Source organism: Sulfitobacter sp. UBA4523 (assembly GCF_002388305.1).
GTDB classification, from domain to species: Bacteria; Pseudomonadota; Alphaproteobacteria; order Rhodobacterales; family Rhodobacteraceae; genus Sulfitobacter; species Sulfitobacter pontiacus.
Genome location: NZ_DGMH01000075.1, coordinates 8557 through 23371, shown reverse-complemented (window position 1 = coordinate 23371; position 14815 = coordinate 8557). Strand labels below are relative to the sequence as shown.

12 protein-coding genes and 1 tRNA gene are annotated in these 14815 nt (G+C 59.2%); 7 read left to right on the top strand and 6 right to left on the bottom strand.

Annotated elements, in window-relative coordinates; all coding sequences use genetic code 11:
• The 4 genes from B3849_RS17575 to B3849_RS17560 form a co-directional block, all read left to right on the top strand.
• Positions 1-2418 (top strand): helicase-related protein (locus B3849_RS17575; RefSeq protein WP_286780487.1); only part of this gene is annotated, 2418 nt, incomplete at its 5' end.
• The gene (locus B3849_RS17570; RefSeq protein ID WP_278425658.1) at positions 2419-2805 is read left to right on the top strand and encodes an RNA-binding S4 domain-containing protein; all 387 of its coding nucleotides are present in this window, start codon (positions 2419-2421) and stop codon (positions 2803-2805) included. It abuts the gene before it with no gap.
• A 52-nt stretch (positions 2806-2857) separates the two neighbouring features.
• Entirely contained in the window at positions 2858-3196 is a 339-nt protein-coding gene (gene fdxA, locus B3849_RS17565; protein WP_005849180.1) for a ferredoxin FdxA, read from the top strand.
• Positions 3197-3502: 306 nt separating this feature from the next.
• The gene (locus tag B3849_RS17560; RefSeq protein ID WP_009825020.1) at positions 3503-4018 is read left to right on the top strand and encodes a CarD family transcriptional regulator; all 516 of its coding nucleotides are present in this window, start codon (positions 3503-3505) and stop codon (positions 4016-4018) included.
• Between the two features lie 79 nt (positions 4019-4097).
• On the opposite strand, the gene B3849_RS17555 is transcribed toward B3849_RS17560, so the two are convergent.
• Complete coding sequence (locus B3849_RS17555; protein ID WP_005854327.1) at positions 4098-6035, bottom strand: cation:proton antiporter; 1938 nt, start codon at positions 6033-6035, stop codon at positions 4098-4100.
• Between the two features lie 45 nt (positions 6036-6080).
• On the bottom strand, positions 6081-6539 hold the full coding sequence (locus B3849_RS17550; protein ID WP_278425659.1) for an Lrp/AsnC family transcriptional regulator: 459 nt from the start codon (positions 6537-6539) through the stop codon (positions 6081-6083).
• Between the two features lie 133 nt (positions 6540-6672).
• Between B3849_RS17550 and hppD the strand changes: the two genes are divergently transcribed.
• Positions 6673-7767: a 4-hydroxyphenylpyruvate dioxygenase gene (gene hppD / locus B3849_RS17545; protein WP_278425660.1), complete on the top strand. Its 1095-nt coding sequence runs from the start codon at positions 6673-6675 to the stop codon at positions 7765-7767.
• A gap of 66 nt (positions 7768-7833) precedes the next feature.
• On the opposite strand, the gene B3849_RS17540 is transcribed toward hppD, so the two are convergent.
• On the bottom strand, positions 7834-10494 hold the full coding sequence (locus tag B3849_RS17540; protein WP_286780486.1) for a hypothetical protein: 2661 nt from the start codon (positions 10492-10494) through the stop codon (positions 7834-7836).
• Between the two features lie 224 nt (positions 10495-10718).
• Here B3849_RS17540 and B3849_RS17535 point away from each other — a divergent pair, with 224 nt between their 5' ends.
• Positions 10719-11417 (top strand): SIMPL domain-containing protein, encoded by a 699-nt coding sequence (locus B3849_RS17535; RefSeq protein WP_278425662.1) that lies wholly within the window; start codon positions 10719-10721, stop codon positions 11415-11417.
• Between the two features lie 94 nt (positions 11418-11511).
• Here B3849_RS17535 and B3849_RS17530 read toward each other — a convergent pair whose 3' ends face one another.
• The 3 genes from B3849_RS17530 to B3849_RS17520 all read right to left on the bottom strand — a co-directional run bounded on the left by B3849_RS17530 (position 11512) and on the right by B3849_RS17520 (position 14136).
• The gene (locus B3849_RS17530; protein ID WP_074634557.1) at positions 11512-12804 is read right to left on the bottom strand and encodes an O-acetylhomoserine aminocarboxypropyltransferase/cysteine synthase family protein; all 1293 of its coding nucleotides are present in this window, start codon (positions 12802-12804) and stop codon (positions 11512-11514) included.
• A 122-nt stretch (positions 12805-12926) separates the two neighbouring features.
• The gene (locus tag B3849_RS17525) at positions 12927-13931 is read right to left on the bottom strand and encodes a hypothetical protein (protein WP_278425663.1); all 1005 of its coding nucleotides are present in this window, start codon (positions 13929-13931) and stop codon (positions 12927-12929) included.
• Between the two features lie 121 nt (positions 13932-14052).
• Positions 14053-14136 (bottom strand) — tRNA-Tyr (locus B3849_RS17520).
• 127 nt (positions 14137-14263) lie between these two features.
• Here B3849_RS17520 and B3849_RS17515 point away from each other — a divergent pair.
• The coding region (locus tag B3849_RS17515; protein WP_286780485.1) for a TrmH family RNA methyltransferase at positions 14264-14815 on the top strand (552 nt) is incomplete at its 3' end.

Here is a 14815-nt window from a genome sequence, read left to right as displayed (position 1 = left end):
TTTTCGGTTGAGAATGTATATGCGATTGCAGAGCTGATCCGGCGTCAGAAGGGCGGTGCGGCGGTGGTTATGGGCGCGCTCAGCCCGCGCACACGCAACGCGCAGGTCGCCATGTATCAAAACGGCGAGGTCGACTATCTGGTGGCCACGGATGCCATCGGGATGGGGCTGAACCTTGATGTGGACCACGTCGCTTTCTCGGCACTCAGCAAGTTTGACGGGCGTCGGATGCGACCCTTGGCCCCGAACGAACTTGCGCAGATTGCCGGACGGGCAGGACGTGGATTTAAAAGCGGTACATTCGGTGTCACGGGCGATGCGTCTCCGCTTGATGATGGTGTCGCGCGGGCCATTATGGATCATCAGTTCACACCGCAGAACAAGCTCAACTGGCGCAACCCCGCGCTGCAGTTCGGGTCCATTGACCGGCTGATCCAGACGCTTGAAATGTCGCCGGACAATGAGCGGTTGTTCAAAGCGCGCGAGGCCGATGATCTGCGGGCGCTCAAGAATCTCGCCGTTGATGCCGAGATCGCGGCGCGCTGTACCGATGGGCCATCGGTGCGCCTATTGTGGGATGTCTGCCGGATTCCCGACTTTCGTGGTATAAGCCATGCAGAGCATGCCAGCCTGCTGGAGCAGATTTTCAACTTTTTGCATCAGCGCGGTTCCATCCCCGACGACTGGCTGGCGCGGCAAATTAAACGCATAGATCGAACCGATGGCGACATTGATGCGTTATCCAAACGATTGGCGTTTATTCGCACCTGGACCTACGTGACACAGCGCAAAGGCTGGACAGGTGACGAAAGCCATTGGCGACACGAGGCGCGTGTCGTAGAAGACAGACTGTCGGATGCGCTGCACGAGCGTCTGACCCAAAGATTTGTAGATCGGCGCACATCCGTGCTTTTGCGCCGGCTAGGACAGAAGGAAGCCATGGTGGCCGAAGTAAACGAGACCGGTGAAGTAACCGTTGAAGGCGAATTTGTTGGCAAGCTGGACGGGTTCCGCTTTCGCCAAGACAAAGGCGCAGGCGTTGCCGAAGATAAAACGATCAAAGCTGCATCGTTGCAGGCGCTGGCTCCTCAGTTCCATTTGCGGGCGGATCGTTTCTACAACGCGCCTGATACAGAGATTGATTTCACAGAGCAGGGCGGCCTCATGTGGGGCAGCTCTGCCGTGGGTAAATTGGTTGCGGGCTCCGATCCGCTGAAGCCCGGTGTCGAGGTCTTCGTCGATGACGTTGCGGGCCCCGAGGTCGCGCAAAAAGTGCAGCGCCGTTTGCAGCATTTCATCGACCGCAAGGTCGCAGCCCTGTTCGAGCCACTGATCGCCCTGTCAAAGGATGAGGCGCTGACCGGTCTGGCCCGTGGCTTTGCCTTCCGCATGGTTGAAAACCTTGGTGTTTTGCCCCGCGCTGATGTGGCGGACGAGGTGAAAGCCCTGGATCAGGACGCCCGTGGCGCGCTGCGCAAGCATGGTTTGCGCTTTGGTCAGTTCACCATCTTTATGCCGTTGTTGCTGAAGCCTGCGCCGACACGTTTGCGTCTGGTGCTGTGGTCGATTTCCAAGGGGCTGAACGAATTCCCTGAATCGCCGCCCCCTGGGCTGGTCACCATCCCCGTAGACACCAGCGCGCCCGAAGGCGCTGCGACGATGGCTGGGTACCGTAATGCTGGTGAACGCGCGATCCGTATCGATATGCTGGAACGTCTGGCCGATATGTTGCGCTCCGAAGATTCGCGCGGCGGGTTCGAGGCGAAGGCCGATATGCTGTCGATCACGGGCATGACGCTCGAACAATTTGCCACGCTGATGGAAGGTCTGGGCTATAAGGCCGAAAAGGCCGAGCGCACCAAGGTGAAAGCCGTTGATACTGTCGTGCCTCACGACGGTGCACCGATGGCTGCCGACAAAGGCGCAGATGCCGAGACGCCCGTGATGGATGTAGCGGACAAGCAACCAGCCGGTGGTATCGTCGAAGATCCGGCGGCTGCTCAGGCGGATGACATTCTGCCCGCGACTGCCGATATGCCCGATGACGGGATCGCCCCGATGGTCGAGGAACTGGCCGAGACACCAGAGGTGGACGACCACATCCCCGACACCCCTGCCGAGGAAAACCCCCAAGGCACAGCGCCTGACGCCGATATCGCAGGCGCCGAGCTTGAGACATATTATGTCTTCACGTGGGGGCGCACGCCCCGTGGCAATGCCCAAGGCCAGCGTCGCGGCGGCGGGGATCGCCCACAAGGGAAGGGGAAGCCCGGACCGCGTGGCAAAAAGGGTGCACCGCGTGGGGACAAGGGCGGCAAAGCCCAGAAGTTCAGCAGCAAGCCCGCCCGTGCCGAAAAGCCGATCGACCCCGACAACCCATTCGCCGCTGCGCTGATGGGGCTGAAAGATAACAAGTAATTGTCCAAAGCGCCGACAAAGCTGCGGCTTGATAAGTGGCTGTGGCATGCGCGGTTTTATAAGACGCGTTCTCTGGCGGCTGCCCGCGTGCAAGCGGGGGCCGTCAGGGTCAACGGCAGCGTCGCGCAAAAGCGTGCGACATTGGTTGTGGTGGGCGACGTGCTGACCTTTGCCATGGGCGACGATGTGCGGGTGATCCAGATAGAGGGCATCGGCACCCGCCGTGGTCCGGCCCCCGAGGCGCAAACGCTTTACACCGATCTGTCCCCGCCGGTCCCCCGATCCGAGAAAAAACAACCTGAAAATCCGGCATTTGAGGGAAAAGGGCGCCCCAGTAAGCGTGATCGCCGCGTGCTTGATCTTTCTCGGGCGCGCCACCTTGAATGATACGCTGTGCTGACGTATCTCCTGCGTTAAACCTGCCATAAAAGATGATGTTATGACCTATATCGTTAACGATGCCTGTATCGCCTGCAAATACACTGACTGCGTTGAAGTATGTCCGGTGGATTGCTTCTATGAGGGCGAAAACATGTTGGTCATTCATCCCGATGAATGCATCGACTGCGGCGTTTGCGAACCTGAATGCCCCGCCGACGCGATCCGCCCCGATACAGAGCCGGACATGGAGAAGTGGGTGGAGTTCAACCGCAAGTACTCCGAACTGTGGCCCGTGATCATCACCAAGAAAGACCCGCTGCCCGAGGCAGAGGAACGCGATGGTGAAGAGGGCAAGCTTGAGAAGTATTTCTCTGAAGCACCCGGCGAAGGCGGCTAATCGATTCGCACTTGGGTGCATGGGGTGATCGCTGCGTGTGACGCCACCTGATCCCCTTTATTTATTCGATTAACACGTATTTGATCGAATCTATGCGGCCCCCCGCTTTCGGGGGGGCTAATTTTGTGATATACGTTGTCGCAAATGATGATACCTACGCGCCAAATCTCAACCGTTTTGCACAGGTTGAACCAGAACATCTGAAGTTATGAAATGAGGCTGACGGCTCTTTGGGCCGGTCGGCCTTTGTCGTTGTGACAGCATATTTACCCATGCGGGCCGTCCCCGCGCCCAAGGAGCCACTGTATGAGCAAGTCGAAGAAGCTAGATTTCCGCCCGAATGAATTCGTTGTTTATCCGGCGCATGGCGTTGGTCAGATCATCTCGGTCGAAGAGCAGGAAGTCGCGGGCATCTCGCTGGAGCTGTTCGTGATCGCGTTCGAGAAAGACAAGATGACGCTGCGGGTGCCCACCCATAAGGCGACAGAAATTGGCATGCGCGCGCTCAGCAGCCCTGACGTGATCAGCCATGCGATGAAAACCCTGAAGGGTAAGGCCAAGGTCAAACGCGCCATGTGGTCGCGCCGCGCGCAGGAATATGAGCAAAAGATCAACTCCGGTGATCTGATCGCCATCGCCGAAGTCGTACGCGACCTGCACCGCACCGACGACCAGCGCGAGCAAAGCTATTCCGAGCGTCAGCTGTATGAAGCCGCGCTTGAGCGTCTGACCCGTGAAGTTGCCGCCGTCGCCGGTGGGGACGAACTGGCGGCCTCCAAGCAGGTCGGTGATGTGTTGGAAAGCCGCGTCGCCGCGGCCTGATCGCAACCGTTAAATTTTGAAAAGCCGCGCCTGATATCATATCGGGCGCGGCTTTTTGGTGTCTGAAGGGCGAGGGGGGCTACGACCCTTGGGTCTTATCCTCTTGGTCAATCCGGTTCAGGAACGCGGTTTCCAGATCCTTTTGTAGCTCTTTCGCGCGGGCCACATAGGCTTTGTTCTCGCTTGGTGGGATGTCAGGCCGCCATAGGGCCGCCAGCTCGCGCACAGACGCACGGTCGTGCGAATAGAACATCCGCTGCGCCTCTGCCGCCTCGTAGTCAGAGAGCCCGAGGTTCTCCAATACATAGCGCCCCGCCCGAAGCGAGCTGTCGAACATTTCGCGCACGATGTCATTCGCGCCGGCTTGGTATTGTTGATACACATCCGTCCGGTCATGGGCGCGGGTTACGATATGCAGGTCGGGCCGTTCCTTGCGGGCATAGGCGATAAGCTGCAAGGCCGACTTGGGATCATCCAGCGCGACGACCAGAACCTTGGCATCGCGCAGACCGGCCTTGCGCAGAATATCAGCGCGGGTCGGATCGCCCAAGAATGCCTTGAAGCCAAAGCGGCGCATGACGGCGATGGTTTCGGGGTTGTGGTCCAGAACGACGGTGCGAAAGCCACTGGCTTGCACCAGACGGTTCACAATCTGCCCGAACCGCCCGACACCCGCGATGATCACGGTGCCCTGCTCGTCAATCTCGTCCGCAACGATGGGGCCGGATTTCGTATCCATCCGTTTGCTGATCTGGTCATAGGTGATGAACAGCAGCGGTGTGATCAGCATCGATAGGGCGACGACCAGCAACAATGTCTCGGCCACGTCATTGGGCATGACCCCCGTGGCGACCGAGAAGCTGACCAGCACAAAGCCGAATTCACCCGCCTGCGCCAGACCAAGCGCAAAGAGCCAGCGGTCGCGCCCTTGCAGCTTGAACAGGGTGCCAAGCCCGTAAAGAATCAGGCCCTTCACCAGAATAACCAGCAGCGCCATCCCGACGATGATGATCGTATCGGCGAACAGCAGATCAAAGTTGATACCCGCCCCCACGGTGATGAAGAACAGCCCCAGTAGCAGCCCTTTGAACGGCTCGAGGTCGGTTTCCAGTTCGTGCCGGAATTCGCTGCTGGCCAGCACCACTCCCGCAAGGAAGGCTCCAAGCGCGGGCGACAGGCCCACCAGCATCATCAGGAAGGAAATCCCGACGACGATCAGCAGGGCCAAAGCGGTATACATCTCGCGCAGCTTGGCGGCGTGGATAAACCGGAAAACGGGGCGGGTGAAGAACACGCCGGTGATGATGATCCCGGCAATGGCACCCAAGGTGACCAGCGTGATGGCCCAGCCCGGCAGCCCCTGCACCAGTGAAATTGCCGCCTGCGCGGTTTCCGCACCATGACCCGCCGCCGCAGGACCATGCCCCGAGGCTGCCTCTGCTCCGTGGGCGGCATCCTCGGGGTTCACCGAGATCGATCCGTCGGGCCGCATTTGCGCGGGCAGCTGCGCCACAAGCAGCGGCAGGAACGCGAGGATCGGGATCACCGCGATATCCTGCGTCAGCAGCACCGAAAAGACGGACCGTCCACCCGCTGTTTGCATCAAGCCCTTTTCTGACAGGGTTTGCAGCACGATCGCGGTTGACGACAGCGACAGCGTGAGACCGATCGCAATCGCCACACCCATCGGCTGGTCATAGGCCATCGCAATGCCCATCAGCGCCGCAGCGCTAAGCACGACCTGCATCCCGCCAAGCCCCAGCAGCCGGTGGCGCATGTTCCACAGGGCGCGGGGTTCAAGCTCTAGCCCGATGAGGAACAGCATCATCACGACACCAAATTCGGCGAAGTGCTGCAAATCCTTGGTTTCCGACCCGACCAGCCCGAAGGCCGGCCCAATCAGGATCCCCGCCGCGAGATATCCCAGCACCGACCCCAGCCCCAGACGCGATGCGATGGGAACCGCAATCACCGCCGCAGCGAGATAGATCGAGGCTTGAAACAGGAAACCTTCCATAAGGGGCATACTTTCTTTGTGTCGGGCAGGCCCCGAGCGGGTCAATCAGGTGGGCAAGGGCCCGTCTCGTTTAAGCTGATCCATAACGATCTGGCTATGCACTTTTGCGACAGCACCATGGGGGAGCAGCACATCATGGATGAGGCGGTTCAGGCTGGGCAGGTCTGCACAATAGACGCGCAGCAAATAATCCGCATCCCCCGTCATCGTCCACGCGCTAACGATTTCGGGGCGGGTGGCCAAAAGCCGCGCAAAGCTGACGGAATGTTCGGGCCCGTGGGTGCCCAGATGGACCTGCACAAACCCCTGTACCGTCAGCCCCAACCGTTCGGGGTTGAGCCGGGCCGTGTAGCCTTGGATATACCCTTCGGTTTCAAGCCGTTGTCGCCGCCGACCTGCTTGGGACGGGGATAGGTGCAGCTTCTCTCCCAACTCTTGAGCAGTGAGATGCGCGTTCTTTTGCAGCGCCGCCAGCAGGCGTTTATCGATATCATCTAATGTCATGCGGTATTCTCACATAGAATGATAAAACCATGCGTCAACCCCGCGCGAATAGCCAGTCACACTTGTATGTTTGCGCAAAGATAGCGTGGTTCCGGCGATAGACTGCGCACGAACGCTATTAAAGGAGCATCTTATGGGTCCGTTTCCGCATGACGCCGAAAAATCCAAAATCACCGATGAAAACCCGGCCGGCACCGACGGGTTCGAATTCGTCGAGTTCGCCAGCGCCGACCCGCAGGAGCTTCGCGATCTATTTACCCGTATGGGCTATGCCCATGTGGCGAACCACAAGACGCAGAAAATCGAACTCTGGCAGCAGGGGGACATCACATATGTGCTGAACGCCGACCCTGACAGCTTTGCCGCAGGCTTTGTGGCCGAGCATGGCCCCTGTGCGCCCTCGATGGGCTGGCGGGTTGTGGATGCGCAAAAGGCGCTGGACCACGCTGTTTCCAAAGGGGCTGAGGAATATACAGGCGCAGGCAAGGTGCTGGATGTGCCCGCGATCAAGGGGATCGGCGGGTCGTTAATCTACTTTGTGGATCGGTATTACGACACGTCGCCCTATAACGAGGAATACGACTGGATCGCGCAATCCAAACCCGCTGGCGTCGGTTTCTACTATCTCGATCACCTGACGCATAATGTCTTTAAGGGGAACATGGACGTCTGGTTCAAGTTCTACGGCGATCTGTTCAATTTTCGCGAGATCCGGTTTTTCGATATTGAAGGCAAGTTTACCGGCCTTACCTCGCGTGCGCTGACATCTCCCTGCGGCCGCATCCGTATCCCGATCAACGAGGATCGCGACGAGAAGGGGCAGATCGTGGCCTATCTCAAGAAATACAACGGCGAGGGGATCCAGCACATCGCCGTGGGCGCGCGGAACATCTATGATGCGACGGATGCCATTGCGGACAACGGGCTGAAATTCATGCCCGGCCCGCCCGAGACCTACTATAAGATGAGCAAGGATCGCGTCACCGGCCACCAAGAGCCGCTTGATCGGATGAAAAAACACGGCATCCTGATTGACGGGGAAGGGGTCGTCGATGGCGGCGAAACCCGCATTTTGCTGCAGATATTCTCGAAAACTGTCATCGGGCCGATCTTCTTCGAGTTCATCGAGCGTAAAGGGGACGACGGTTTTGGCGAAGGGAACTTCAAGGCGCTGTTCGAGAGCATCGAGCAGGAACAAATCGACAGTGGCGAGTTGAGCGAAGCCTGAAACGACAGAAAGCCGCATCTTCGGATGCGGCTTTTTCATGTAGCGAGCAGTCAGATCTTGCGTGGTTTAGCCGCGGGGCATCTTAAGCACGACATCGCGCCCGCGGCGGTTATACCGCAATTCGGCCTCGCCAATCGCGGAGACGCGGCCGCCATCCAGACGATCCCCGACGGCAACCTTCTGGTACCGCCCGTTGCTCAGCCGGATCAAGGCGCGGCGGCTTGAGGGTTTGCCGTACACCCCGATCAGATTGATTTGACGCAGTTTGATCGCATTTTTCACAGTTGCCTGCTTCGATACGGAGGCTTTCGACGGCACCGAAGGCTGTACCACCTGTGGCGTGACCGCAGCCGGCGCACTGGCGACCGTCACAGGCGCAGGCTGCGCCCGTTCGGCCCGACGTACGATGCGCGAAAAGTTACCGGGGCGCGTGTCTGGTCGCTTGGACACTTCTGTCGCGTATTGCGTCGCGTTGTTCACGGGCTCTTGCGGCAAGGCGGCTTTGATCGCGGCGGCTGCGGCCTCTGCTGCGGCGTCAACCTCGGCCTGTTTGGCTGCAGCGGCGGCTTTGATGACGTCGGCGCTGCGCAGGGTCGGGCGGAACGCGGCAAGTTCGTTGCGGGTCACCCCACCCAGATTGGCGCGCTCGTTCTGTTCGGGCAAATCCTCGGGGCGCAGCTTGGGGCGAAAGCCGAGCAGGGCGGCAACAACCGTATCCTCGACCTCTTCCTCTTCGACCGCACCGGGACGGGCGAGGGTCGCAGGGGGCACACGGGCCGGTTGCCCGGCGAAAACCAAAACCCCATCCGCGTTCAACGTGCCATTCGGACTTGGAACAACCAGACCACGATCATCCAATGTGAACGACGTGCCCGCCGCCGCCGGAGGGGCCGAGCTGATATCGACCGTATCCCCGCCAAAGGACGCAAGCGTCGGCAGTGCAACAGCGTCATTCGAGGTGCTGACGGGATCGATGCTGGTCATGAACAGATCATCCAGCGTCACCATCGACGGCGCTTTTGGTGTCTTTGGCGCGATGGCCCAAATGCCGGTTGTCGCGTATTTCGCTTCGATTTCCTGCGCGGTCAGCTCGCGCGGTTGCAGCTGCTGTGGCACGCGCATCGCGTCCAAAACCGCACCGTCCTCATCGCTGAGCGTGGGATCAAGCGCGGCGACAGTGGTGTCAGCCGTAGTCTCGGGCGGGGCCTGGGGTACGATGGGGTCCTCGCGGCTTTCCACCTGCTGTTTGACCGCCGGCTCCGGAGGGGCAGAGGCGGTTTGCGTGGTGTCACGACTGCCAAAGAGCCGCGAAAGCGCTAACCCATCATCAAGGAAGACAGACGCCCAAGCTGCGACGCCCGCGAGGAACACCAGCAAGGCTGCGGTCAGGACCAGCCCCAAAAAGCGCGGCTTGCCTCCGATGGACTGCTCTTTGCGGGCCCCGAAAACGGTCATCTGGTCGACTTCGCTGGCCCCCGTGGCAAGGGCCTTGCCGGGAATGGGGGCCGCTTTTGCGGCAATTGGTTTGGGCGGAGGTGGTGTCGCGCGGGGCTTGCGGCGTTTAAGAAAGCCGAAAGGCGACGACTTGGCAGGTTGTGTGTGTTTGGCACCGGTTAACGAACTGCTATCGGGGACCGGCCCGCCCGTGTGCGACAAGGGCTGCACGCTACCGCGCGCGGCGGCACCCGTGACGATAGGTGCGCTGCGTCGGCTGGAAAAATCCGCGGGGGCCTTCGTAGCGGCAGGTGCCGCGGGCGGGGCTTTGGAGACGGCGGGCGCGGGCTTGGGTGTCGCTGCCACATTTTTTTCAACAGATGGGGCGGCTGGTTTCTGTACCGCGGGTGCCGATGCCTTTCCAGCTGACGCTTCGGGCGTTTTGGCGCGGGCGGGGGCCGACGCCTTGCTTGGCGGGGGCGTCACCGATGGGGACGCGGGTGCAACGCGAGGCGCGTCAAGCTTTGCCGCTTTGGGCGCGGGGGCGTCTGCTGGTTTCTGACTCGCTGGCTGAGGAGCATCAGCCGTCTTTGCTTCCGGCTTTGCGGCTTCAGCCGCCGGAGCATCCGACGTGCTGTCACCCTCCTGCGACGCATCCGCCGTCACATCATCGGCCTTCCCGGGGCTTTCCGTCTCAGCAGCCGTATCATCTTTCGGGGGCGAAGTATCCTCCGGCGGCAGCTCCACATCGCCCAGGATAACGAAAGGCCCTTTGTCACGCTCCACAGAATCGCCCGGCTCCAACCACTTGGGGGCGGAGTCTGTTTGGCCGAAAAACGCCTCGCCGGTAAAATCATGATCGTCGGACTGGGCGGCAAAGCTGACGGGGTGAAAACGATGCTCGGTCGCGAAGGCTTCGGCCTCGGCCAGTGTTTCGCGGGCGACGGCGGCGATATGTGTGCGGGGGCCGTCATTGCTGATGTCAAAGACCAGATCTTCGACGGCATAGGGCGTCGCGCCATCAAGCGCCACCTCGGCCTGTTCGCGCCGCGCCTGATCGCTAAGCCCTGCGGTGTCGATCGTCATGTATTTGATTTGATCGTTCGGAATCAGCAGCTTACTGCGCAGGCCGCTCGGCTCTAGCGCGGTGGCGGTGCTTCGCAAGGCGGCCAGTTGGGCGGCCATATCCTCCGCGTCGACGGCCACTTCACCCACCTGCCGCCATCCATCAGGGGCGCGGTGCAGGAGGCGAATACCTTCGAAGGAGAGAGACAGTGCAAAATTGGGCTTCATTGGAACGCTTTTGACTAGAGGCATTGGGACGGTGGGACATTCGGACGGCAGCAGATTGCCAATACCATGCGGATCGCCTGCAAAACAGAGCGCCCGTTCACAGCAAAAGAATAGAGCAGTAGTTTGCTCATGAAAAGAGCGGAGCGCAGAGGAGGCTTGCGGCAACTTAGGCGGGAGGTCACATATGTTGCCAAGGAATATCACAGTAAAAAAAGGTCATGAATATGCGAATGTTGAAAATTGCCGCGATCGTCTGTGCCGGTTTTGCGTCAGGGGCGTTGGCGCAACAAGCACCGCAGGGGATCACCGTGAATGGCGAGGGGGTTGTATCGCTTGCCCCTGATACCGCGACGATCCGCTTGGGCGTGAGCGAGCGGGCGGCCTCTGCCTCGGACGCAATGGCGCAGACTTCGGAAAAAGTGCGCGGCATTCTAGACCAATTGGACACATTGAAGATCGCGGGCCTCGACCGTCAGACCAGCGGGCTTTATCTGCGGCCCGTCTATAACAACCGCCCCCGCGAAGATGCGTCCCCGGTGGAAGTATCGGGCTATGAGGCGGGTAACACCGTCAGTGTGACGGTCCGCGATCTAAGCAAACTTGGGCAATTGCTGGATGCGGTCGTGGCCCAGGGCGCTAATGATTTCAATGGCTTGCAGTTCGGATTGCAGGATAATGCAGCGGCGTTGGCCAAGGCACGAGAGAGGGCCGTTCAGGATGCGATGGAGCGTGCGCAGCAGCTTGCAGGTGCCGCTGGCGTTAAGCTTGGTAAACTCACCAGCATGTCCGAATCGAGCCAGGGTTTCCGCCCGATGGAAATGCGGGGTGCCCAGATGAAAACTATGGATATGCCCATTGAGACCGGAGAGATCGACATCAGCGCGCAAGTCACGCTGCAGTTCGAAATCGCCGAGGCTGACTAACCCTCTGCTGCCTCGCGGCATTTGAAGGTTTGAATGGGTAAACATACCCCCCGCCGAAGGGTTGCTTTGGCGGGGGTCTTTTTTAGGTCGTAGCTTAAGCCGTCGCTTTGGACAGCGCTTGATCTAGATCGGCGATCAGGTCGGCGGCATCCTCTGTCCCGATGGAAACGCGCACAACATTCGCGCCGGCACCCGCGGCTTCTTGCTGCTCGGGGCTAAGCTGTCGGTGCGTGGTGGAGGCAGAGTGGATGATCAGCGACCGGGTGTCGCCAAGATTTGCGACATGGCTGAAAATCTCCAACGCATTTACCAATTTGACGCAGGCGTCGTATCCGCCCTTCACCGCAAAGGTGAACAACCCGCCGGCCCCTTTGGGGCAAACGCTTTTCGCACGCTCGAAATAGGGCGAGGATTCCAGCCCCGCATAGGTGACATAGTCGACGCGGTCATCATTCTCGAGCCAAGCCGCGATTTTCTGGGCGTTTTCTACGTGGCGTTCCATGCGCAGCGAAAGTGTCTCTGTCCCCATCAGGGTGTAATGCGCGGCCTGCGGGTTCATCGTCATGCCAAGATCCCGCAAACCGATGGCGATGCCATGGAAGGTAAAGGCCAAGCCGCCAAAGGTCTCGTGAAAGTTGAGACCGTGGTAAGCAGGTTCCGGCTGGCTCAGCGACGGGAATTTATCATTCGCGGACCAATCGAACTTGCCTGAATCCACAATACAGCCGCCTGTTACCGTGCCGTTGCCGGTCAGGTATTTCGTCGTCGAATGTACCACCAGAGTCGCGCCAAGTTCGATCGGGCGGCACAGGTAGGGCGTCGCCGTTGTGTTGTCGATGATCAGCGGAACGCCTGCCGCATCCGCCACGTCGGCAATGGCACGCACGTCCATGATGTAGCCGCCAGGATTGGCAATGGCTTCGCCAAAGATCGCACGGGTATCGTCGTCAACCGCTGCTTTCACGGCATCAACGTCGTCAAAGTCTACAAACTTGCAGGACCAACCAAAACGTTTGATCGTTTGGCTGAACTGCGTCACCGTGCCCCCATACAGACGGGTAGAGGCGATGATGTTCTTTCCCGGCCCCATCAGCGGGAACAATGCCATAATCTGTGCCGCGTGCCCGGAAGAGCAACACACGGCACCAACGCCCCCCTCAAGCGTGGCGATTCGTTCCTGCAAGACAGCAACGGTCGGGTTCGTGAGGCGGGAATAGATGAACCCCACCTCTTGCAGGTTGAACAACGCCGCCGCGTGGTCCGCATCGCGAAACACATAGGCCGTGGTTTGGTAGATCGGCGTCTGCCGCGCACCGGTCGCCGGATCAGGTTTGGCCCCTGCGTGTATCTGCAGGGTATCAAAACCATAGTTGGGGCTATCTGTCATCGTTGTTCTCCCTAAAATTGTCTTCAATATCGTTAGGTGAACCGATGTGAACGCACAAGCTGTAGGTCGCTTCTGTCGCGTTTAGGAGGTTGTTTAGTGACTCGGATGAAATGCGGTCGACGCTACCGCATCCAGTAGCCGTTTGATTTCAAACGATTCCGAATAGCCTGCTCTTTGCGCGGCAGGTTGTCCTGATCAAACAGAGCCCGCGCCTTGCGACCGCGGCCTTGATAGACCATCCGCTTAATCGGCTCCGAACCCTTTAAAACTTTCTTCAGTTTATTTGGTGCTGCAATCGTTTCTAAAGTTTCAACGACGTGGTCCGGTTCGCGTGCATAAAGCAGGGGCAGCAGGCGATAGTGGCAGCTAACAGACCCGTCGATCAGCCCGTCAGGCAAGGTATCGCGCGCCCCACCAAGCGCATGAATAACCAGCGGCAACGCGACTTGGTCAAGCCAAGGGTCAAAAGACTGCGCGCATAGCTCTTCCGGCGCGTCATCGCGGATCGCCAGCGCATAGTGCAAAAACTTTTCACCAAATTCGTGAGGGCAGCGATAGAAAAAGAAGCCCGCGTTGAAATACAGATACCGTTGCCAATAATCGTCGGGCTGAGACAGGTCGAGGCTGCTGTCAAAATCTAGGTCAAACTTGTCGTAAAGGGATTTCCACAGACCGGCGTATTGTGGTCCGTACAGCTGGGGAACAGGCCACGTGTTTGTGCGCCGCATGGATGCCATCGGGCGGTCAAAGTCGAAGGGGACCGACATCAGGTCGCCAGTGATCAACGTGTCCGTATCGAAGAAAACGAAGGGCTCACCTTTTGGAAGCGCATTGAGCATTTCGATTTTATTTCCATATGGATAGCTCTCGCCGAAGTGCTTTGTGTCAAACGGGATCACCTCTGCACCAAGGTTGTGGAGCGCGCTGATAACATCGGGGTTCTTGATTCGTGGATCATCCGACCAAAGCGGGCCGGGCTGCGGCTCCATCACATAGAGGTTGCCCGAAAAATGGGGGCTGTGGTGGCGCAGCGATGCAGCAAACAACAGAGCCTCATAAGCCAGCCGCCCGTGTTGCCCGACGATCGCGATGTTGAAAGCCTGATCCGGCCGGGAAGCATGGGACACGGGTCACCCCTATCATTTCGTATGCGTTCTAAATGCATAAGATGTGTCACAAATTCACATCGGAACACAATGTATCAAACGGCTGTGCCGCTATACTTAAGGATAGTCGAAAAGGGGAAAGTGGTGGGCGACCCTGGAATCGAACCAGGCGTGCGTCTCCGCGAGGGAGTTACAGTCCCCTGCCACACCTTGCGGCCTGTCGCCCACTTTCACCCTGTGCATTGCACCGGATGTGAAGGCGTGATTACAAGCGGGCAGTATAGGCGTCAAGGCGAAAACCGGCGCGAAATGCAGGGAATTTTACCTTGCGATGAAAGATAGAAGGTTCGGCGATGAAAAAACCTAAGTGGGTTGTGCAAAAAGAGCAGGAAAAGAAGGCGGATGCGAACCAAACAGTTTGGTTGTTTGGCCTTCATGCGGTGCGCGACGCGCTGGAAAATCCCGCGCGTGAAAAGATTAAGCTGATGGTTACGCCGAATGCTCAGATCAAGCTGGAAGAGGCGATTGCCAAAGCCGGCATCGAACCAGAGGTCGTTGATCCGCGAAAATTCCGCCCGCCGCTGGATCCCGGGTCGGTGCATCAAGGAGCCGTACTAGAGGTCAAACCGCTGAGCTGGGGGGCGCTCAAGGATGTCTGCATCGGGGCTGAAGCACCACGCGTGTTGCTGCTGGATCGGGTGACAGACCCCCATAACGTTGGTGCAATTCTGCGGTCCGCAGAGGTATTGGGCGCATCGGCGGTTGTGGGCATGCGTCATCACGCTGCGCCCGAGACCGGGGCGCTTGCGAAAACAGCGAGCGGCGCGCTGGAGCGGCAGCCGTATTTGCGTGTCCGGAACCTAGCCGACGCGATCAAGGAGCTGCAATCGATGGGGTATCTTGTT

Excerpts from the sequence above, each read along its gene's own strand:
- fdxA (WP_005849180.1), top strand. The coding sequence starts at position 2,858 with ATGACCTATATCGTTAACGATGCCTGTATCGCCTGCAAATACACTGAC.
- B3849_RS17560 (WP_009825020.1), top strand. The coding sequence starts at position 3,503 with ATGAGCAAGTCGAAGAAGCTAGATTTCCGCCCGAATGAATTCGTTGTT.
- B3849_RS17555 (WP_005854327.1), bottom strand. The coding sequence starts at position 6,035 with ATGGAAGGTTTCCTGTTTCAAGCCTCGATCTATCTCGCTGCGGCGGTG.
- B3849_RS17550 (WP_278425659.1), bottom strand. The coding sequence starts at position 6,539 with ATGACATTAGATGATATCGATAAACGCCTGCTGGCGGCGCTGCAAAAG.
- hppD (WP_278425660.1), top strand. The coding sequence starts at position 6,673 with ATGGGTCCGTTTCCGCATGACGCCGAAAAATCCAAAATCACCGATGAA.
- B3849_RS17540 (WP_286780486.1), bottom strand. The coding sequence starts at position 10,494 with ATGAAGCCCAATTTTGCACTGTCTCTCTCCTTCGAAGGTATTCGCCTC.
- B3849_RS17535 (WP_278425662.1), top strand. The coding sequence starts at position 10,719 with ATGCGAATGTTGAAAATTGCCGCGATCGTCTGTGCCGGTTTTGCGTCA.
- B3849_RS17530 (WP_074634557.1), bottom strand. The coding sequence starts at position 12,804 with ATGACAGATAGCCCCAACTATGGTTTTGATACCCTGCAGATACACGCA.